The organism is Tardiphaga sp. OK246 (genome assembly GCF_900188215.1).
GTDB classification, from domain to species: Bacteria; Pseudomonadota; Alphaproteobacteria; order Rhizobiales; family Xanthobacteraceae; genus Tardiphaga; species Tardiphaga robiniae.
Genome location: NZ_FZOX01000005.1, coordinates 245,022 through 263,505, shown reverse-complemented (window position 1 = coordinate 263,505; position 18,484 = coordinate 245,022). Strand labels below are relative to the sequence as shown.

Annotated in this window: 17 protein-coding genes and 1 tRNA gene; 14 read left to right on the top strand and 4 right to left on the bottom strand. The window is 60.8% G+C overall.

Going from position 1 to position 18,484, the window contains the following annotated elements:
* Window positions 1–5: 5 nt before the first annotated feature.
* Window positions 6–1,259, bottom strand: coding sequence for a sarcosine oxidase subunit beta family protein (locus CHC01_RS22705; RefSeq protein WP_089266570.1), 1,254 nt, complete (start codon window positions 1,257–1,259; stop codon window positions 6–8).
* A 276-nt stretch (window positions 1,260–1,535) separates the two neighbouring features.
* Between CHC01_RS22705 and CHC01_RS22700 the strand changes: the two genes are divergently transcribed.
* The 9 genes from CHC01_RS22700 (at window position 1,536) to mauJ (ending at window position 10,806) form a co-directional block, all read left to right on the top strand.
* Window positions 1,536–2,072 (top strand): prolyl-tRNA synthetase associated domain-containing protein, encoded by a 537-nt coding sequence (locus CHC01_RS22700; protein WP_089266568.1) that lies wholly within the window; start codon window positions 1,536–1,538, stop codon window positions 2,070–2,072.
* Between the two features lie 163 nt (window positions 2,073–2,235).
* Window positions 2,236–3,339, top strand: a complete 1,104-nt coding sequence (locus CHC01_RS22695; protein ID WP_089266567.1) for a GlxA family transcriptional regulator — start codon at window positions 2,236–2,238, stop codon at window positions 3,337–3,339.
* 32 nt (window positions 3,340–3,371) lie between these two features.
* Entirely contained in the window at window positions 3,372–3,863 is a 492-nt protein-coding gene (locus CHC01_RS22690) for a GNAT family N-acetyltransferase (protein ID WP_089266908.1), read from the top strand.
* Window positions 3,864–4,128: 265 nt separating this feature from the next.
* Window positions 4,129–5,586 (top strand): tyrosine-type recombinase/integrase, encoded by a 1,458-nt coding sequence (locus tag CHC01_RS22685; RefSeq protein WP_089266565.1) that lies wholly within the window; start codon window positions 4,129–4,131, stop codon window positions 5,584–5,586.
* Between the two features lie 119 nt (window positions 5,587–5,705).
* Entirely contained in the window at window positions 5,706–5,978 is a 273-nt protein-coding gene (locus CHC01_RS22680; protein ID WP_244558486.1) for a hypothetical protein, read from the top strand.
* A 463-nt stretch (window positions 5,979–6,441) separates the two neighbouring features.
* Window positions 6,442–7,281, top strand: a complete 840-nt coding sequence (locus CHC01_RS22675; RefSeq protein ID WP_210421703.1) for a ParB/RepB/Spo0J family partition protein — start codon at window positions 6,442–6,444, stop codon at window positions 7,279–7,281.
* A gap of 43 nt (window positions 7,282–7,324) precedes the next feature.
* Window positions 7,325–7,840, top strand: a complete 516-nt coding sequence (locus CHC01_RS22670; RefSeq protein ID WP_244558485.1) for an HNH endonuclease — start codon at window positions 7,325–7,327, stop codon at window positions 7,838–7,840.
* 719 nt (window positions 7,841–8,559) lie between these two features.
* Window positions 8,560–9,249 carry a recombinase family protein gene (locus CHC01_RS22665; protein WP_089266563.1) on the top strand — a complete coding sequence of 230 codons (690 nt, stop codon included), beginning with the start codon at window positions 8,560–8,562 and terminating at the stop codon, window positions 9,247–9,249.
* Window positions 9,250–9,459: 210 nt separating this feature from the next.
* Window positions 9,460–10,806 carry a methylamine utilization protein MauJ gene (mauJ, locus tag CHC01_RS22660; protein WP_089266561.1) on the top strand — a complete coding sequence of 449 codons (1,347 nt, stop codon included), beginning with the start codon at window positions 9,460–9,462 and terminating at the stop codon, window positions 10,804–10,806.
* Between the two features lie 106 nt (window positions 10,807–10,912).
* Here the strand turns inward: mauJ and CHC01_RS22655 are convergent.
* Window positions 10,913–11,002: transfer RNA gene (locus tag CHC01_RS22655), tRNA-Ser, on the bottom strand.
* A gap of 301 nt (window positions 11,003–11,303) precedes the next feature.
* Window positions 11,304–12,398: an ROK family protein gene (locus CHC01_RS22650; RefSeq protein WP_089266560.1), complete on the bottom strand. Its 1,095-nt coding sequence runs from the start codon at window positions 12,396–12,398 to the stop codon at window positions 11,304–11,306.
* Window positions 12,399–12,643: 245 nt separating this feature from the next.
* Between CHC01_RS22650 and CHC01_RS22645 the strand changes: the two genes are divergently transcribed.
* Window positions 12,644–13,984 carry a TadE/TadG family type IV pilus assembly protein gene (locus CHC01_RS22645; RefSeq protein WP_089266558.1) on the top strand — a complete coding sequence of 447 codons (1,341 nt, stop codon included), beginning with the start codon at window positions 12,644–12,646 and terminating at the stop codon, window positions 13,982–13,984.
* 94 nt (window positions 13,985–14,078) lie between these two features.
* Here CHC01_RS22645 and CHC01_RS22640 read toward each other — a convergent pair whose 3' ends face one another.
* The gene (locus CHC01_RS22640; protein WP_089266556.1) at window positions 14,079–14,972 is read right to left on the bottom strand and encodes a LysR family transcriptional regulator; all 894 of its coding nucleotides are present in this window, start codon (window positions 14,970–14,972) and stop codon (window positions 14,079–14,081) included.
* Window positions 14,973–15,102: 130 nt separating this feature from the next.
* Between CHC01_RS22640 and CHC01_RS22635 the strand changes: the two genes are divergently transcribed.
* The 4 genes from CHC01_RS22635 (at window position 15,103) to CHC01_RS22620 (ending at window position 18,304) form a co-directional block, all read left to right on the top strand.
* Window positions 15,103–16,266 (top strand): mandelate racemase/muconate lactonizing enzyme family protein, encoded by a 1,164-nt coding sequence (locus CHC01_RS22635; protein ID WP_089266905.1) that lies wholly within the window; start codon window positions 15,103–15,105, stop codon window positions 16,264–16,266.
* A gap of 466 nt (window positions 16,267–16,732) precedes the next feature.
* On the top strand, window positions 16,733–17,227 hold the full coding sequence (gene rplU, locus CHC01_RS22630) for a 50S ribosomal protein L21 (RefSeq protein ID WP_089266555.1): 495 nt from the start codon (window positions 16,733–16,735) through the stop codon (window positions 17,225–17,227).
* An 80-nt stretch (window positions 17,228–17,307) separates the two neighbouring features.
* Complete coding sequence (gene rpmA / locus CHC01_RS22625) at window positions 17,308–17,580, top strand: 50S ribosomal protein L27 (protein ID WP_068737821.1); 273 nt, start codon at window positions 17,308–17,310, stop codon at window positions 17,578–17,580.
* A gap of 133 nt (window positions 17,581–17,713) precedes the next feature.
* Window positions 17,714–18,304, top strand: coding sequence for a GNAT family N-acetyltransferase (locus tag CHC01_RS22620; protein ID WP_089266554.1), 591 nt, complete (start codon window positions 17,714–17,716; stop codon window positions 18,302–18,304).
* Window positions 18,305–18,484: the final 180 nt, after the last annotated feature.

Sequence of the window (18,484 nt, the reverse complement as noted above, 5' to 3'; positions counted from 1 at the left end):
CGCTATCAATGCGCCACGGCGGCCGCAGCCGCTTCGTCGATCACGGCGCCATCGCGGAATCGCTCGATGGTGAACGGCGCATTGATCTTGTTCGGCTCATCCTTGGCGATCGTACTGGCGAACACCTCGCCCGATCCCGGCGTCGCCTTGAAGCCGCCGGTGCCCCAGCCGCAATTGACGTACAGCCCGGATACCGGCGTCTTCGCCACGATCGGCGAGCGATCCGGCGTGACGTCGACGATGCCGCCCCAGTTGCGCAGCATGCGCAAGCGCCGGAACGCCGGCACCAGTTCGCAGATCGCATCCAGCGTATGATTGACGATGTGCAGGCCACCGCGCTGCGTATAGGACGTGTAGACGTCCGTTCCCGCACCGATCACCATCTCGCCTTTGTCCGACTGCGAGATATAGGCGTGGATCGTGTTCGACATTACCACGCAGGGGAAGATCGGCTTGACCGGCTCGCTGACCAGCGCCTGCAGCGGGAAGCTTTCCAGCGGCAGACGCACGCCGGCCATGTTCATCACCGTGCTGGTATTGCCGGCCGCGACGACGCCGATGCGCTTCGCATTGATGCTGCCGCGCGTCGTATCGACGCCGACCACCTCGCCGGTCGGCGCGCGGCGGATGCCGGTGACCTCGCAATTCTCGATAATATCCACGCCGAGCGCATCAGCAGCGCGGGCATAGCCCCAGGCCACAGCGTCGTGGCGCGCCGTGCCGCCGCGGCGCTGCAGCGCGCCGCCGAGGATCGGATAACGCATGGACCCACCGACATTCAGCGGCGGACAGAATTCTTTGCATTCCTCCGGTGATAGCCATTCATTATCGATGCCGTTGAGACGGTTGGCATGAACGTGTCGCTTGAAGCTCTGCACATCGTGAATGTTGTGCGCCAGCATCAAGACGCCGCGTGGTGAATACATGACGTTGTAGTTCAGCTCCTGCGACAGCCCTTCCCACAGTTTGAGGGCGTGCTCGTAGATCCCGGCGCTTTCGTCGAACAGATAGTTCGAGCGAATGATCGTGGTGTTCCGGCCGGTATTGCCACCGCCGATCCAGCCCTTTTCGAGAACGGCAACGTTTTTGACGCCGTAGCGGCTAGCCAGGTAGTAAGCCGTTGCAAGCCCGTGGCCACCACCACCGACGATGATGACGTCATAGCCCGGCTTCGGTTCAGGCGAACGCCACTGTCGCTGCCAGCCGGCATGACCGGTCAGCCCTACCCGTAGTAATGAAAGCGCTGAAAATTTCTGCATGGCTGTCCACGTTGTGATTGGACGGAGCCTACAACTCGCTGCCGCTTCGCGGCCAGCATCAGCCCGCCAATCATGTTGGATCAGAGCGACATCGGAACGCCGCAGGTTTGCAAAGCCCCGACACGAAACACGTAGATTTGCGACAAGCCGCCCGGCTTCGCTCGCCAGGGTCTCGAATTCGCGGCGTATCCATGCGACACGGATCGCTGCCATGTAGACAGGACGGCATGCCCCGGGCGCACGCAGTCCCGCCCTCGACGATCAAGGACACGCAGGATGAGCATCGAACGCAGCGACGAGGTTCTTCAGTATCTCAAAGACAAGTCGATCGTGGTGGAGACGTTCGAACACCCGCCCGTGCATACGGTGGAAGAGTCGCGTGCGCTACGCGGCGACATTCCCGGCATTCACACCAAGAACCTGTTCCTCCGCGACGGCAAGAAACGGTTCTTCCTGTTCGTCACCGACGAAGCCGCGACCGTTCACCTGAAGTCGCTGGCAAAGACGATCGGCGCCAAGGGCGGATTGTCATTTGGAAGCGCGGAAGCCCTGAAGGAATTGCTTGGCATCGAACCGGGATCGGTCTCGATTCTGGCGCTCTATAACGATGCCAATCAGGCGGTCACTCCCGTCATCGATGCGCGCTTACGATCGGCGGAGCGCATCAATTGCCACCCCATCATCAACAGCCGCACGACATCGCTGTCGGTCGGCGCACTCGACGCATTTCTTGCTGCGATCGGCCGCGAAGCGCAGTTCGCGACGCCAGAAGAGCCGCCGGCTGACCCTCCTGCGCCGCACCGGCCGACCTGATCTGGCCGCAACAATCTGGGGCTTCTCGGTTCCCAGCCGACGCCCCGAACGTCGCGCACCAGGCGAGACGCTTCGCCGCCCTTGCGCGCGCGGCAATGTATTTTTAGGATCAGTCCGTCGCAAATGCCTGCCCCGGCGCGCTGGAGGTATGTAATGATGCGACATGGGTCCGTTTTGGAGCATCGTCTCGCGGCGATCACCCGGATTGCCATTCGACCATATGGTGAATGCGAAGGCAGGGGTGATGCAACCAAAGGTCCGTCCGCTGCGCGTTGGCTTCATTCTGACCAAGAATTTCACGCTGACTGCGTTGGCCAGCTTCGTGGACGTGCTGCGTCTCGCCGCCGACGAAGGCGACAACAGTCGGCCGATCCGCTGCCAGTGGCACATCATGGCCGACACCGACGAGCCGATCCGTTCGAGTTGCGGTCTGCTGATGTATCCGAATTCCCGGTTCCTCGATCCGCGCGAGCTCGATTATGTCGTCGTCGTGGGCGGCCTGCTGCATCAGGGCCCGCAGATCGATGACAAGATCAAGCGCTATCTGCTGGAGGCTGCGAACACCAAGGTCGATCTGATCGGCGTCTGCACCGGCAGTTTCGTGCTGTGGCGTCTAGGCCTTCTCAACCAGAAAAAGTGCTGCATCAGCTGGTACCACTATCGCGATTTCCTGGAGGAATTCGGCGAGACGCTCCCGGTGGCCGACCAGCTCTTCGTCATCGACGGCAACCGCATCACGTGTTCGGGCGGCATGGGCGTTGCCTACCTCGCCGCCCATATCGTGGAACAACGCATGGGCCTGTCGAGCGCGCAGAAGGCGCTCCACATCATGTTGATCGATCGCATGAAACCCGGATCTTCGGCTCAATCGGCGCCGCCGACCGAATTTGCCGAGACCGACGGACGGATCTCGCGCGCGCTGCTAATGATGGAGCAGAACCTATCAGCGCCGCTGTCTGTCGCGCGACTGGCCGGCAAGGTCAGTCTGAGCACGCGGCAACTGGAGCGCCTTTTCAAAGAGGAAACCGGACAGTCGCCGCAGGCGACTTATCTGCGGCTGCGCCTGAAACATGCACGGTGGATGCTGAAAACCGACCTATCGCTGGCCGCGATCGCCGCCGAAACCGGCTTCGTCGACGGTTCGCATCTCAGCAAGGCGTTCAAGGCCGCCTTCAATACCAACCCGTCCGAGGAACGCCGCAGAATAATCGGTCAATCCCACGGGCAAGATGCCGGCGAAGGTCGGCGTATATTCAGTCCGGCTTAGGCGGCACTTGTATGGTCATACACTCCGACGACCTGATCATTCGCCCGGCTGAGCCGGCAGACCGGGCAGACATCTGGTCGGTCATCGAGCCGACCATCCGTGCAGGCACGACCTACGCCCTGGACCCCCTGATGACGAAGGACGATGCTTTGTCCTACTGGCACGGTCCGGATAAACGAACCTTCGTTGCCGTGCGCCAAGGTCAGATCGTGGGATCTTATTATGTGCGCGCCAACCAGGGCGGTGGTGGCAGCCACGTGGCCAATTGCGGCTACATGACGCTGGCGAGCGCGCAAGGCGGCGGTGTGGCGCGCAATATGTGCCTACACTCGCTCGACTATGCCAGAAGCTCCGGATTTCGCGCCATGCAATTCAACTGCGTCGTGAGCAGCAATGTGCGTGCGGTGAGACTCTGGACTACGCTTGGTTTTGAGATCGTCGGACGGCTGCCTGAGGCTTTTCGGCTTCCGACTGACGAATATGTTGATGCGCTCGTGATGTTTCGTAAGCTTGACGCTCAATAACGGCATCGCGAGGCGCACAAGACATAGATCGAGCCATGTGTACCACCCGTGTGCACCAAACGGGAAGCAAAAGCCTCTTACTTCCAATGACCCATTGATTTCATTGCGATTTTTATCTGGCTGGCGGAGAGGGGGGGACACTACGCTACAATCCATCCAAGTCATTGAAGCAATTGATCTCACTAAGGAAAATCGCCTTGATTTGGGGGACAGAACGGGGGACATTGTGGGGGACACCCGCAATGAGACCTTCCCGAACTGATCCATGAAGAAGCCTAAGCTCGGCCCCTATCTTGAGTGGCACGGCAACCGTATCCGCGTCGTCGTCCGCGTTCCGCCCAAGCAGAAGAGCCAGTTCGGCTCGAAGCTCCGTGAGGTGCTTGTCACCCGCATTCCGCTCGAAGCTGACAGCGAGAAGGTACCGGTCGTCCGCCGCCTCAAGGCCAAGCTCAGAGGACAGAAGAACACGGACAGGCAGCAGCCCCTGATCGAGGAGGCGATGCGGTGGCGGAAGGCTGCGGCAGACGAGACCCTCGCAAACGACCCGGATGATCCACAGACCACCGTAGCGGAGGCTCTCAGCGACCGTGTGGACCGAATTGCCCAACTTCACGGAGCGAGCGAAGCACTGCAGTTCGACGCGGTGGCACGAGGCAAGGCCACGCCATTCCGGGCGCTGCTTGATGTCTGGTTCGAGGAAGGCAACTTCAGCATCGGCTACGAGGAGGATGTCCGCCGCGTGTTGGGCCGTCTGGAGGCTTGGTGCGCCACCACCTCGACCATGCAGTCCATTGAGGCGATCAAGGTGCCGGTCGCGGGCCGCTTCATTCATGAGACCTACATCCGCCCGAAGGCCAACCACACCACCGCGAACAAGGACATCTCCTGTCTGCGTTCGTACTGGGAATGGCTGGGCCTGCGCTACGACATGAGGCCGAACCCGTGGCACCGGCAGACGTTGAAGGCACCGAGCAAGCGCCACGACGTGGAGGAAGCCAAGAAGCGCCCTTTCAGTGACGAGGAAGTTCGCACACTACTTCGCGGCATCAAGACCAAGCGTGACTGGCAGTTCTCGCTGATCTCCGCCCTAAGCGGGCTGCGCATCGACGAGATCGGTAGCCTTCGGGTGAAGGACTGCGCGGACGGGAAGATCACAGTGGCGAAGTCCAAGACGCCAACGGGGAAGCGGACAATCCCGGCGCACCCCGCCCTCGCCGCATTGATCGCCGACCGGATCAACGGCAAGCCGTCCAATGCTTACCTCTTCGACGAACTGCCCGAGCAGAAGCCGGGATCGAAGCGGGGCCGATCAGCGCCAGTGACGCAGTCGTTCAGTCGCGAGCGCGTCCGGCTGGCTGTCGATGAACGAGTCGCCAAGCAACAGCGACAGTCCAACGTGGACTTCCACAGTTGGCGGCGGTGGTTCATCCGAACGGCACGTGAGGCGTTGCTGAACGGTGCAACAGGCTACAGCGACTGGACCATCCCGGACGTGGTCGGGCACAAGGTCGAAGGGGGCAGCTTAGATGGCGTCGAACTGCCGCTTGGCATGACCATGCGCTATTCCGGCAAGGCATCATGGGAGGCTATGGTAGCGTGCGTCAATGCGGTGACATTGCCTGATGACGTGCCGGTCAATCGCACGGACTTCGAGACGCACGGCCCCGGTCGAAGGCGACGTAAGGTGAAGCCTGTTGTCTCACTTCAAAAGGCAGCGGAGTGATGCAGCATCGGGAGTGTTGACACCACCGCCGCATGGTGGAACCCTGTGCGAGGATACGATCCCCTTCCATTCGTAGACTGTCTACCAATGGCAACTGATCCAGCATCACGGGGACTATCGTGCATCACAACCATCATCATCGCCTCTCACCTTCGACACTCGCCACCGGCCTCAGGGTCGCTCGCGATCCACTGCGGTTGCTCTCTATTGCCGACTACTGGACGGAGTTCGACGAGCCTGCCGACCTTCTCGAAGACCCTCGGGCCACCTTCAAGCAGGATGCAGCGGACCTGATCGCTACCTGCGAGTTGAACGGCATCGCGTATCGACGGGACGATGAGCCAGCCTTCCCGGTCTGGCTGCTGCGGGAGTTCTACCCGGCGAACCCGTAAGCGCAGGAGGTTAGGCGACGACCTATGGGGCTGGTCCGCTCAGCACGGATAGCACCGCGTCAGTCTGGTGGAGGTGACACCTCGGGCATTCGTACTCCTGCATCTCGTAGCCCGTAAGGTCTCCAGTGCCAGGAGCGGTGCCGACAAGGGTCATCTCAGCCCCACACTCGGGGCATTGCGTTGGCAAGGACAGGATAGGCGTTCCGGGCATGGCGGTTCTTTCGGGAGGCGCGACACCTCTCGAAGAGCATTACAGCAGTGACGGCGGGCCGGACAACACTGACTTGGTGCGTGTTCGCTCTGCCCGTCACTGAGAACGCCCAGTTGCATGCTGAATGCGGTTCACGCTCAGCGTGGAATACGTTGCTCTCCTACCTGATCACACATCCCACAGGGCGGTTGCTCTCCAGCTTATCGCCCGCTGGCGTTGATCAGCACACACCACCGCCCCCTCGAAGAACCCGTGGCCGCTTCTGTCGGTCGTTCGGACGGGGACTTCGGGCGGGTGGTTCAACGCATCCCGAACATGCAGAGACAAATGACAGAAGAGAACACACACGAGACAGCCTCGGGGACATCGCAAGAGCCCTTGAGGGTCAAGATCGCCGACATTGCCATCCGAGACGACTGGCAGGTCCGCAACAAGATCGACCGCGCAACGGTCAACTCCTACAAGGGCACCTACAAGAACAGCGGCAACAGCAGCGGGCAACTCCCCCCGGTCACACTGGCCCGAGTGGACGGCACGCTCCGTCTGGTGGATGGCTGGCACCGCCTGAGGGCACTTGAACTGCTCGGAGAGAGCACCGTCGAGGCCACCATCTTCGACGCGACCATGTCGGAAGCGAAGTTCGCCGCAGCGATGGCGAACATGGCTCACGGCCTCCCCCTGAAGCATGGTGAGTTGCGCAAGGTGTTCAACGCCTACATCACCACGCGACAGCACATTACCAAGGCGGGACGGATCAAGTCGTATCGGGACATGCAACAGGACCTGAACAACCGGGTGGCCCACAAGACCATCTACAACTGGATGAAGAAGGACCACCCCAAGATCGCAGCGAAGATGGCCGAGCAGTATCGGGACGAGGACAAGGCTCGCTACCACGATGGCGGACCACCGCCGCAAGACACCTTCAGTGCACTGGCGGTCGCGATGGCGAACCTTGATCAGGCCCTTGCGGAAGCTCGTTCGATGAGCCCCGAGGAGCGGGGGCAACTGATCGCCCACGCCAAGGGCACCATCGCGGGCATTGAAGGCGCTGGACCGTGGACCATTACCGAGGCCAACAGTGACTTCTAAGGACTGTGTAAAATGCACACCTACAGTGAACAGTCCGGCTGAAATGTCCGCTGATGACAAGGAGATAGGGCTGAAACCCGAACCTCTGGAGATCGGCGCGGCATGGCCAATTCTGCCCGTCGGGACCGTCGTTCCGGCAACCATGTTCGGGGAACCCGTGGTGCTCGTCAGCTCGAAGCCAGACGGCTCTCCCGTCATCTTCTGTCGGGGCGGGTGGAAGTGGCTTGAGCGATGGAAGCTCACAACGATCCGGGTCTTGGGCGGTCGAGTGCGGGCCTGCGGGACCGGCAGGAACGGCGGGTACAGAGCTGACCGCTTCCTGATCGACGGTGATGGCAACCACCTCATCCTCCAGCGCAACGGCAACCTCTTCGACTTGCGGCGGTCCAACATCGCGTCAGTGTCGCGTGGGTTGCTGAAGCAGGTCCGCGTCGAGAAGAACCGTGGGCCAGACTACGGCAAGGATGTCACCTTGCGCGACGGGAGGCGACGATCTTGTCGCAAGCCCAACAGTCCGTCTGCCGTGCAGCGGGTCACCGCTATCATGGACGGTTCTTGATCACGTTCGTCCGCCCGAGGGTCAACCCAAGGTGAAGCGGATAGTCACCGGGAATGTCTGGAATTGGTCGTCTTGACGATCCCGACAGCCCCAGTCTCCCGGTGGCGGTCTCGCCTCATTGAACGAGCCAGCCCTTGGACAGTCGGATGATGGTGTCGGTCATCTGCCTCGTCTCGTCCATGGCATGGGTAACGTAGACGACTATCGGAATGCCCGCGTCCCGACGTCGCGGTCTGCACAAGCATGCTTACGGCAAACTGTGGGGCTTGATGCGAGGCTATCATGGTCGAAAGAGCGAGCCAACGGTCCCGGATAGTTGGCGCAAAACTGCGAGAGGCCATTTGATGGGTGACGGCTCAGCCATTTTCCCCGTACCGGGGGGTCGGTTCTGATGGATGCCGCAGCCATAGGGTTCCGCGATATTGTCGATCCTGACGGCGGCGGTTGCGGCGCTGGGGCTCGCATCGAAGTGCAACAGCAGCGGCTGTCAGCATCCTAAGGGGGGCAGTGGGGCTCGGGTTGGAGTGCGCCAGCAGGCTGCTCATGATCATCGTTGGTCGGGCATTGCGTGACCGAGCGTCGTCATTACGGCTCTGTCGATACCGCCCTCAGTTCGCCGACACCTCCGCAGTGCGACAACCTGACTCAGTTCACCGCGCAGCCATCTTTCGTTACATCTGTGTCAACGCACGTTGACTGAGATGTGAGGGCTTGCCGTCATGACCGTGAAGAAGTTCGTCGCCTACTACCGGGTGTCCACGCGCAAGCAGGGCGTATCGGGTCTTGGGCTGGAAGCGCAGCGGGCAGCAGTCGAAGGCTACCTGAACGGCGGGTCATGGAAGATCGTCGCAGAGTTTACCGAGATAGAGAGCGGACGCCGCAGTGACCGCCCCGCCCTCGAAGAAGCTCTGGCAGCGGCTCGTGTTCATCAGGCCCCGCTCGTTGTCGCCAAGGTGGACCGGCTCACGCGCTCGGTGGCCTTCCTGTCGAAGCTGCTTGAAGCTGGCGTTGATGTTCGGTTCGCCGACCTGCCGTCAATCGAGGGACCGACAGGGCGCTTCATGTTGCAGCAGATGGCATCGGTGGCAGAATTGGAAGCCGGCCTGATCTCGTCGCGCACGAAGGCCGCTCTCGCCGCAGCGAAGGCCCGTGGCAAGCGTCTTGGTGGCCACCGGGGGATCAAGCTGTCCGAACAGTCGCAGGCTGCAGGGCGCGCCGCACAGGCTAACAGAGCCAAGCAACGGGCCACCGACCTTGCGCCCTTGTTGTCACAGCTCACCGCCGAGGGCATCACATCTGCCAGCGCGGTGGCACGAGCACTGACCGAGCGCGGCATCCCGACCGCTCGTGGCGGCAACAAGTGGACAGCACTGCAGGTGCTTCGGGTCACCGCACGAGCGCAGGCGTGAGCCGGATCGAGTATGTGGCAACCTGATCTGTCCCTCCCGATCAGTGTATTTTGCCCGCTCCGGCCACCGCACCTGCTATAATCGGGGACAGTCGCGAGTCGGCCCTACAACGCATCGTGGTGGACCTTGGACGCATCATCGCCTCAACCCGAGGAGCCCGTAGGAATCGACAGGCCCTTCTGGTCGAGAGAACTTCCCACTCCAGCGGACGTGATCAAGGCCGAGCTTGCCGAGCACGGGCATTGGATCGTCGCCAACATCCAGCCTAACGCATCGTGGCCGGTTAATGCTCAGCGCGTCGAGTGGCGTGGGCATGTGATATGGGTCATTCCGCTGATGAAGAAGCACCATCCTGCGGTGGCGATGAAGGTCGTGCCGGGGATCAGTGCATCTCGCTGCGAAGAGATGTTGATGCGCTTCGTCAGCAACCTATCGTGGGTCGAGAGTTGCGGCCACATCGTCGTCGAGCTATCGGGTGGTGGCCTTCCTGCCCCGCTGGGCATGTTCAGGGACACGGGGATCATGACATGCGAGAGCTTCGATCTGTCCTACTTCCCGGAGCCGACTGACAACCGCGCCTTGCTCGCGTTGGCCTTGATGCGCGAGGGACGGGGACTGAACCATCCCGCTTACTCCTTCCTGTCGTTCTTCCGTGTTCTCGAAGTCGCTTTCAGCAGCCAGAAGCGGAAGGCTTGGATCGAAACCGCTATCGACACGGTGGACGGCTACGGTGTTCAGGAGGTCGTTCAGGCGCTCCGTGCGAGCGGCATTCAAGACATCTACAAGCACCTCTACGAGTCGGGGCGATGCGCCATCGCTCATGCGAACAAGGAACCCATCGTTGATCCAGACAAGCCGGGCGACCTTAGACGCTTGAGGTCGGAGGCCCCACTCATCCGCGCTCTCGCGCAGAAGGCTATTGAGGAAGAGCTGGGCGTTGAGACGCGCAACGCAGTCTACCAGAAGCACCTTCATGAGCTGGCGGGGTTCAAGGAGATACTGGGGGTCGAGGCCGTAGAATTGCTGGTGAAGAACGAGCAGGCGACCGGGGAGCGGATGACCGACATCCCTGAGATCAATGTAGAACTATTCGACAAGCCACCCTACGAACCATTGAAGCGGCTGGTCCCCCGCATGATGGAACGTGACCAGTCGAAGCTCTACATCGCGTTCAGCTCCGCTGATGAGACCGTCCGCCTCCGCGTTTGTCTGGACTTCGCAGCAGAGCGGTTGTCGTTGTCACCATTGACCGACGTGGGCATTGTGGACACCGGCAGCGCGGCATCAGCTCGACGAGTGCGTGAGGTTCGGCGGTTCGAACAAGAGCTATTCGGGAATGGGCGGCTTCGGATCGTTGATGCCGAGACAGGCAAGCTGATCAGTTGGAAGGGTGCCTACATCCCCGTGAATATGTTCCAAGATGCCGATGGATGCGCAGCACAGCTCGCAATGTGGGACCGGACGGCGGCTAAGCGTCAGGACTACGAGGATCGCTACGGCGCACGGTTGAATTGGTTCAGCCGGGGCTACTCGACACGCATCATTCCCAAGGCGTAGCTGCCTCCCATTTGGGGGACACATTGGGGTGCATCGTGGGGGACACCACGATTTTGCACTCGCCTAAGCCTTTGATTTTATAGGGATGTTTTAGGTGTCAGCGTAGTGGCGGAGAGGGGGGGATTCGAACCCCCGATGGGCTTGCACCCATGCCGCATTTCGAGTGCGGTACAATCAACCACTCTGCCACCTCTCCAAGGCGCCAAGACCCACGGTCGCCCGTGGGTGGTTGCGCGGAGTTCTAGGCGAGGATGGCGGGCCAGACAAGACGGGCAGAGCGGAAAATCCGCACCCAACTGCCCGCAGAGCCGCAAAAGCTGGCTCTAGCTAGCGCGTAGACTAGGAAGCCAGCCTTTTCGTTGCAGATTCGCAGCGGCAACGCACGCTATGGTTGGACGCGCGGCATGACGAGCCACGGCGGCGCCAGGATGATTCGCCGACGGATGCATGCACTCGGCCATTGGCCGAGGCGGCAACGGGACGCTCAACGGTCCTGCTCAATCCTTGTCTTTCTTCGCTTTCTTGTCGTCCTTCTCTTTCTTGCGGTTGGTGAAGCGAGCATTGCCCAGCCCCGTTCCGATCGTCAGCACGCCCCATCGTTCGAAGTCCTGCATAAAAGGGACTTCACTGAGGCCTTGGACAACGCCGTCGTTGTGCATGAGCACCGCAGTATCGTGATCCCCGATTGTGGGAATGCCTTCGGCGAGCAAGGCCGGCAGGTTGAACTTGCTGCTTTCCCAATTACCCGGAAGATTCTGCGCTCCCTTCGCGATGGTGCCGTCTTCGTTGATCACCCCCGGGCACGAGATGCCGATGAACGGCGCCAGCTTGAGGCCTTCGTTGTCGGCGGCGGAGATCAGATCCTTCAGCATCTTCACCAGCCGTTTGACGGCGCCTTCACGCGTCGGCTCGTCATCGGCATGTCTCCAGAGATCGGATTTCCACACCGAGGCCTTGGAGAGATCCTTCGATTTCTTCCATGCGGTTTCGACCACACCGCAACGGATGTTGGAGCCGCCGATGTCGACCGCAAGAATGCTGTCGTAACCTTCGAAAATCCACGACGGCGCCAGATGCAGGCAACCGATCAGGCCAGCTTCATCTGGATGAAAACGGATCGGCACCAACGTAACTTTGAGATCCTCGGCCTTGAGAATGATGTCCGTACGCGCAATGACGAGTTCTCCGACACGGCTCTGGCGGAAACCGCCGCCGACCACGATGCATTCCGTATCTGCCCAGGCCTTCGTCTTGAAGAAGCGCTGCGTGACATAAGCCAGCTCCCGCGCGAATTCTTCGATCGCACCATGGACGAGCGCAGCCGCGGCCACATCGTCGCCAAGAAGGATTTCGTCGAGGCTGGATTTACTGATCTCGTTGGCAGCCTTTTTGCCGAGCGGATCGTCGCCGTTTTTCTTCAATGGCTTTCTGAGATCATCCAGTATGCGCTGAAACGCGCCCTTGCTGGCGCGGTCCCCGAGAAAGCCGTTGTCGTCCTTCAGCTCGATGTTGAACGTGTCCACATCAACGGACGGCAGCCGCTTGGCACCGTGATTGCCGATGCCGACGGTCGTCATTGTGTCTTCAGCCATATTGCCCCTGCCAGACTAGAACCGCATGACAATGCTCCGGGAGCCGGTTTGTTTCATCGCCCCGCCGGGATGATCGTACCGCTCACCTTTTGCGTCGGTCGCGCGAGCCGGTTTCAATGATACCGGTAGAACATCCTTAACTAACCAACAGGGCAGCAACCCAAGCCACTACCTTTCTGCGATCGCCCTAACAGTAAATTTATCAGCTCAGGTAATTATCTCTGCATTCATACGGGTGCGTATTCATGCTGAAGTCATTCCTCGGGCTATCATTCCTTGGGCTAACCGATCGTTTTCGCCGCGACCGGCGCGGCAATGTCGCGATCATATTCGCGATCACATGCATCCCCCTTATTTCTATGGTTGGCGCCGCGGTCGACTATACGCGTGCACTACAGATCAGATCTCAACTGCAAGCCGCCCTTGATACTGCGAGCGTCGGCTCCATCGTGCAGAAGTCTGCTGCATTCATTACCGCAGGTTCGATGGCAGCAGACGGCGCCGTCCCCGGGGGCGACGTCGACGCAATCAATATTTTCAAGGGCAACACGTCCGGCAGGACCGGCTTCACGCTGACCAGCACGACAGCGACCGTCAATCGCGCCAACGGCGTCGTGACGGCCACTATGCAATTCTCGGCGGATGTGCCGACCAGTCTCACATCCGTCATGGGCTTTTCCAAAATGACCGTCACCGGCAGTTCTGTCGCGACGGCGACGATGCCGAATTACATCGATTTCTATCTGCTGCTCGACAATTCGCCATCCATGGGCGTCGGCGCAACACCGGCCGACGTGGCTCTGATGGTCAAGAACACGTCGGACAGCTGCGCCTTTGCGTGCCACGACCTCAACAATACCAACAACTACTACAAACTCGCCAAGACACTTGGCGTGATCACGCGCATCGACGTGCTGCGTACGGCCACCCAGAAGTTGATGGATACCGCGGCCAGTACGCAGACCTATTCCAACCAGTTCCGCATGGCGATCTACGACTTCGGCGCGGCCGCCTCGACTTCGGGTTTGAGAGCCCTGTTCACATTGTCGTCCAGCCTCTCGAGTGCGAAGACGGCAGCCGGAAACATCGACTTGATGACGGTGAACGGCCAGAACGACAACAACGATCAGGACACCGGCTACAGCGCTATATTCCCGGCGATCAACACCGCCATCAGCGCCCCCGGAGCCGGTACAGCCGGTGCACCGCTCAAATATCTCTTCTTCGTATCCGATGGCGTGGCTGACGAATACAATCCCGGCAACTGCCTGAAACCGACGACTGGTGGACGATGCCAGTCGCCGATCAATCCGGCGCTTTGCACCACGTTGAAGAACCGCGGCATCAAGATTGCCGTGCTCTACACGACCTACCTCGCACTTCCGACCAATGCCTGGTACAATAGCTGGATCGCACCATTCAACGCTGGTCCTTACGGACCTTCGCCCAACAGCCAGATCGCCAGCAACATGCAGAGCTGTGCTTCGCCAGGCTTCTATTTTGAGGTCAGCCCGACCCAGGGCATCTCGGACGCGATGACAGCGTTGTTTCAGCGTGCCGTTGCCGATGCCCGCGTGAGCCGCTAGCCGGCGCAACGACCGGGCAAGTCGGCTAGCTCCGCGAGATCGACTGCGTGATTCATCTTCAAGATCACGCACGCCACTGCACTGTGGCGAATGCTCATTCGCTCGCGCTTTCCTTGAGGCTTTCCAGCAGCAATTGCGCCGGTCGACTGAGGCCCTTGTCGCGCACGGCGACGACGAATTGCCGCCTCGCCCAGTCATTGCTGAGTGGGATGACTTTCAGCCCCAATGTCTGCTGGATGGTGGAGGCTTCTTCCTGCGGAATGATGGCGACGGCCAGTTGCGCCGCGACGATGCGATAGGCGGCATCCACGGTGGAAACCTGAATGCGGTAGCGCATCTGCTTGCCGGCCGCAGCCGCGACGCTTCGCTGCATGGTTTGCATGATGCTCCGCGCGACGATGTCGACGTGCTCATAGTCGACTGTGTCCTCGAACGATACTGACGTGCGTTTCGCAAGCGGATGATCGGGATGCACCACTACCGCGAGCTGATCGCGATGATAGGGAGACGTCCTGAGGCCGCGCAGGTCGACGGCATCCCAGCAGACGCCGATATCGGCGCGCCCTTCCTCGACGCCGCGCACGACCTCCCAGATCTCGCGCTCTTCGAGACTGACGCGCACGTCGCGATAGCGCTTCGCAAACAGGCTGATGTCTTCGGGCAGCACCTGCGCAACCGCCGATTTCGAGGCGAACACCCGCACATGGCCCTGCACACCATCGGCAAAAGCGCCGAGTTCGGCCTGCATCCGGTCGAGCAGTTGCAGCGACTCGCGTGCGTAACGACACAGCGCTTCACCGGCCGCCGTCACCGTGACACCGCGTCGGCCGCGCTCAAGCAACTGGACGCCAGCTTCTTGCTCCATCTGACTGATACGCTTGCTCACCGCTGAGGGCACGATGGCCTCGCGCTTTGCGGCATTGGCGATATTGCGCTCCTCGCAGACAGCGATGAACAGGCGGAGTGAAATTGGATCGAAGCTTTGCATGGGACGTCCGGGATGACACCAGCCATCTTATCTTGGAACTTCTCAGATGAAAAATGACCATTTCAGAGATGGCTAGGAGAGGCGTATGCCTCTCCGCAAGCCCGTCTCACCCCAGCCGCAGGAGCGCCTCATGCGCATCGTCGACATCCGGGAGCGTACCGCCCCGATTGCCTCCCCTATCGCTAACGCCTTCATCGACTTCAGCAAAATGACCCTGAGTCTGGTCGCCGTGGTCACTGATGTGATCCGCGACGGCAAACCGGTGATCGGCTACGGCTTCAACTCCAACGGCCGTTACGGCCAGGGCGGCCTGATCCGCGAGCGCTTCGCGCCGCGCATTCTGGAAGCCAAGCCCGACAGCCTGATCGACGCCTCGGGCAACAATATCGACCCGCACAAGGTGTGGGCCACCATGTTTACCAACGAGAAGCCGGGCGGCCACGGCGAGCGCTCGGTCGCGATCGGCACCATCGACATGGCGGTGTGGGATGCGGTCGCTAAGATCGCGGGCAAGCCACTGTTCCGTTTGCTCGCCGAACGCAATGGCACCACCGCTGACCCGAAGGTCTTCGTCTATGCCGCGGGCGGTTACTATTATCCCGGCAAGGGTCTCGAAGGCCTCGCCTCGGAAATGAAGGGCTATCTCGATCGCGGCTACAATGTCGTGAAGATGAAAATCGGCGGCGCGCCGCTCGCCGATGACTGCAAGCGCATCGAGCATGTGCTGAAACTGCTTCCAGCAGGGGCTAAACTCGCTGTCGATGCCAATGGCCGCTTCGATCTCGACACGGCCGTCGCCTATGCCAAGGCACTGCGCGAATACGACCTGTTCTGGTACGAGGAAGCCGGCGATCCGCTCGATTACGAACTGCAGGCGAAGCTCGCCGAGCATTATCCCGGTCCGATGGCCACCGGCGAGAACCTGTTCTCGATGCAGGACGCGCGCAACCTGATCCGCTATGGCGGCATGCGCTCGGACCGCGACTGGCTGCAATTCGACTGCGCGCTCTCTTACGGCCTGGTCGAATATCTCCGCACGCTCGAAATGCTGAAGAGCTACGGCTGGTCCTGGCGCCGCTGCATCCCCCATGGCGGCCACCAGATGTCGCTCAACATCGCCGCAGGCCTCGGTCTCGGCGGCAATGAGTCCTATCCGGACCTGTTCCAGCCCTATGGCGGGTTCCCGGATGGAGTGAAGGTGATTGATGGCCACATCACCATGCCGGAACTCCCGGGGATCGGCTTCGAGGGCAAGTCCGACCTGATCAAGGAAATGCGCAGCCTGGCGTCGTGAGGGCGACCGAGAGGCTAAGCCTCTGATTTGGAGAACAAAACTCCGTCATGGCCGGACCTGACCCTGCCATCCACCTTTCCGCCATTCCGTCCGAAGATGGATGCCCGGGTCATCTAGCGAAGCTCGCTTCGCGCTGCCCGGGCATGACGACTAAAGGCAGGCGCCCGAAAAACGGGGCGGCAGGTTAAATGGTACGCTCCATCGCAGGCACCGACTCATCCGCCAAGACTCTGTTTTTGGCTCGCTTTTCGCCCGTCTTTCCTTGACTCTCCGCCTTCACCCTCTATAAAGCACGCTTCGGCGCAAGCTTTGCTTGGCGCCGATTGTTTTTGCGTGGGGTCGCAACGTCGACCAAAAACGCAAAGATGCGCGACTTCCTGGAAGTCGCGGTGAACCCTTATCGACTGAACAAGAAGCCGTCCCGGATCTGATCCGAGGATGGGATCGAACACGAAGGAATATAACGATGTTCGCAGTCATCAAAACCGGCGGCCGGCAATACCGCGTCGTTCCGGATGATGTGCTCGAGATTGGCAAGATCGCCGGCGATGTCGGAACGATCGTGCAGCTTGGTGAAGTTCTCGTACTGGGCGGTGATACGCCTGTGCTCGGCCTGCCTCTGGTGGCTGGTGCGTCGGTTGCGGCCGAAGTGCTCGACCACAAGCGCGGCCCCAAGGTCATCTCTTTCAAGAAGCGCCGCCGCAAGAATTCGAAGCGCAAGCGTGGCTACCGTGACGAACTCACGATGATCCGCATCACCGAGATCCTGGCCGACGGCAAGGCGCCGACGATCGGACCTCGTCCGAAGCGTGAGAAGCCGGTCGTGACCGCTCCGGTCGATGGCGACGAAGCTCCTGCCAAGAAGGCGCCGGCGAAGAAGGCCGCTGCTCCGAAGGCAGCCGCTGCCAAGCCTGCTGCAGCCAAGAAACCGGCTGCGAAGAAAAAGCCCGCCGCGGAATAAGCCGCTGCGAAAAGTTGAGAATCTGTGAGACAATTCCTTCAAGGAATTGATCTAGAACTTATCGAGATCGGAGACGGGCTATGGCTCATAAAAAAGCAGGCGGTTCATCGCGCAACGGCCGCGATTCGGCTGGCAAGCGCCTCGGCGTGAAGGCGTTCGGCGGCGAACGCGTGATTCCCGGCAACATCATTGCGCGTCAGCGCGGCACCACCTGGCACCCCGGCCTTAATGTCGGCATGGGCACAGACCATACCCTGTTCGCCAAGGTCGAAGGCCACGTGGAGTTTCGCGCCAAATCGAACGGCCGCACTTTCGTATCGGTACTCCCGATTACTGAAGCCGCGGCCGAATAAACGGTGGACACATTGGAGTCCGCCGGGTCCTGTTGAACCGGCGGAGCGCCAGAATTGGGCTCCAGGGGAGGCGGGAAACCGGCCTCCCCTTTTCGTTTGGTGCGTCGCTTCGGGGCGCACACAGGAGCCCGAGATGTTGCAGGATATTCCGACCCCGACGTTGAGAGAAACCAGAGGCTGCGTCCTCGAGACCGAACGGCTGGCCTTGCGCAAGCCGACACTCGCGGACGTAAAAGCCATCGCGCTTCTCGCCAATGATCGCCGCATCGCCGAGATGACGCGTCGCCTGCCCTTCCCGTATCAGCAGGATCACGCAGTCGATTTCGTCAATTCGCTGAGCGGCACGGCAAGCGACAGCGTGTTCCTGATCGAACTCGATCGTCGTCCCATCGGCATGGTCGGAATCGACTGGCGCGAAGCCGAATCGCCGGAGCTCGGCTACTGGCTCGGCGTCGATCACTGGGGCCAGGGTTTTGCGACCGAGGCCGCACGTGCCGCGATCGATTACGCATTCGACGAATTCGATATCGATCACCTGATCTCGGGTGCGCGCGTCGCCAATCCGTCGTCGCGCAACATCCTGGAGAAGTGCGGCTTCCAGTGGAGTGGTGTTCAACTGCACCGCTTCGAAGCGATCGGCTCGTCAACACCGGTCGACTGCTTCAAGCTGACAAGGGGCGTGTGGAGTTCGCTGAAGAACTGGGGAACGTCGACGCGACGGTGAACGACTCTTACTTCCTCTCCCCTTGCGGGAGAGGGTGCCTGAGCGAAGCGAAGGCGGGAGAGGGGACAGGCTCTCGTTCCATGGCTCTCCCTCTCCCGTCTCGAACCCGCTTCGCGTGTTCGATCCACCCTCTCCCACGGCGCGCAGCTTCGCTGCGCTGGGGGGAGAGGGAAAAGAAGT

Excerpts from the sequence above, each read along its gene's own strand:
- CHC01_RS22670 (WP_244558485.1), top strand. The coding sequence starts at position 7,325 with ATGTCCGCTGATGACAAGGAGATAGGGCTGAAACCCGAACCTCTGGAG.
- CHC01_RS22650 (WP_089266560.1), bottom strand. The coding sequence starts at position 12,398 with ATGGCTGAAGACACAATGACGACCGTCGGCATCGGCAATCACGGTGCC.
- rplU (WP_089266555.1), top strand. The coding sequence starts at position 16,733 with ATGTTCGCAGTCATCAAAACCGGCGGCCGGCAATACCGCGTCGTTCCG.
- CHC01_RS22700 (WP_089266568.1), top strand. The coding sequence starts at position 1,536 with ATGAGCATCGAACGCAGCGACGAGGTTCTTCAGTATCTCAAAGACAAG.
- CHC01_RS22695 (WP_089266567.1), top strand. The coding sequence starts at position 2,236 with ATGGGTCCGTTTTGGAGCATCGTCTCGCGGCGATCACCCGGATTGCCA.
- CHC01_RS22635 (WP_089266905.1), top strand. The coding sequence starts at position 15,103 with ATGCGCATCGTCGACATCCGGGAGCGTACCGCCCCGATTGCCTCCCCT.
- rpmA (WP_068737821.1), top strand. The coding sequence starts at position 17,308 with ATGGCTCATAAAAAAGCAGGCGGTTCATCGCGCAACGGCCGCGATTCG.
- CHC01_RS22685 (WP_089266565.1), top strand. The coding sequence starts at position 4,129 with ATGAAGAAGCCTAAGCTCGGCCCCTATCTTGAGTGGCACGGCAACCGT.
- CHC01_RS22620 (WP_089266554.1), top strand. The coding sequence starts at position 17,714 with ATGTTGCAGGATATTCCGACCCCGACGTTGAGAGAAACCAGAGGCTGC.
- CHC01_RS22640 (WP_089266556.1), bottom strand. The coding sequence starts at position 14,972 with ATGCAAAGCTTCGATCCAATTTCACTCCGCCTGTTCATCGCTGTCTGC.
- CHC01_RS22645 (WP_089266558.1), top strand. The coding sequence starts at position 12,644 with ATGCTGAAGTCATTCCTCGGGCTATCATTCCTTGGGCTAACCGATCGT.
- CHC01_RS22705 (WP_089266570.1), bottom strand. The coding sequence starts at position 1,259 with ATGCAGAAATTTTCAGCGCTTTCATTACTACGGGTAGGGCTGACCGGT.
- CHC01_RS22665 (WP_089266563.1), top strand. The coding sequence starts at position 8,560 with ATGACCGTGAAGAAGTTCGTCGCCTACTACCGGGTGTCCACGCGCAAG.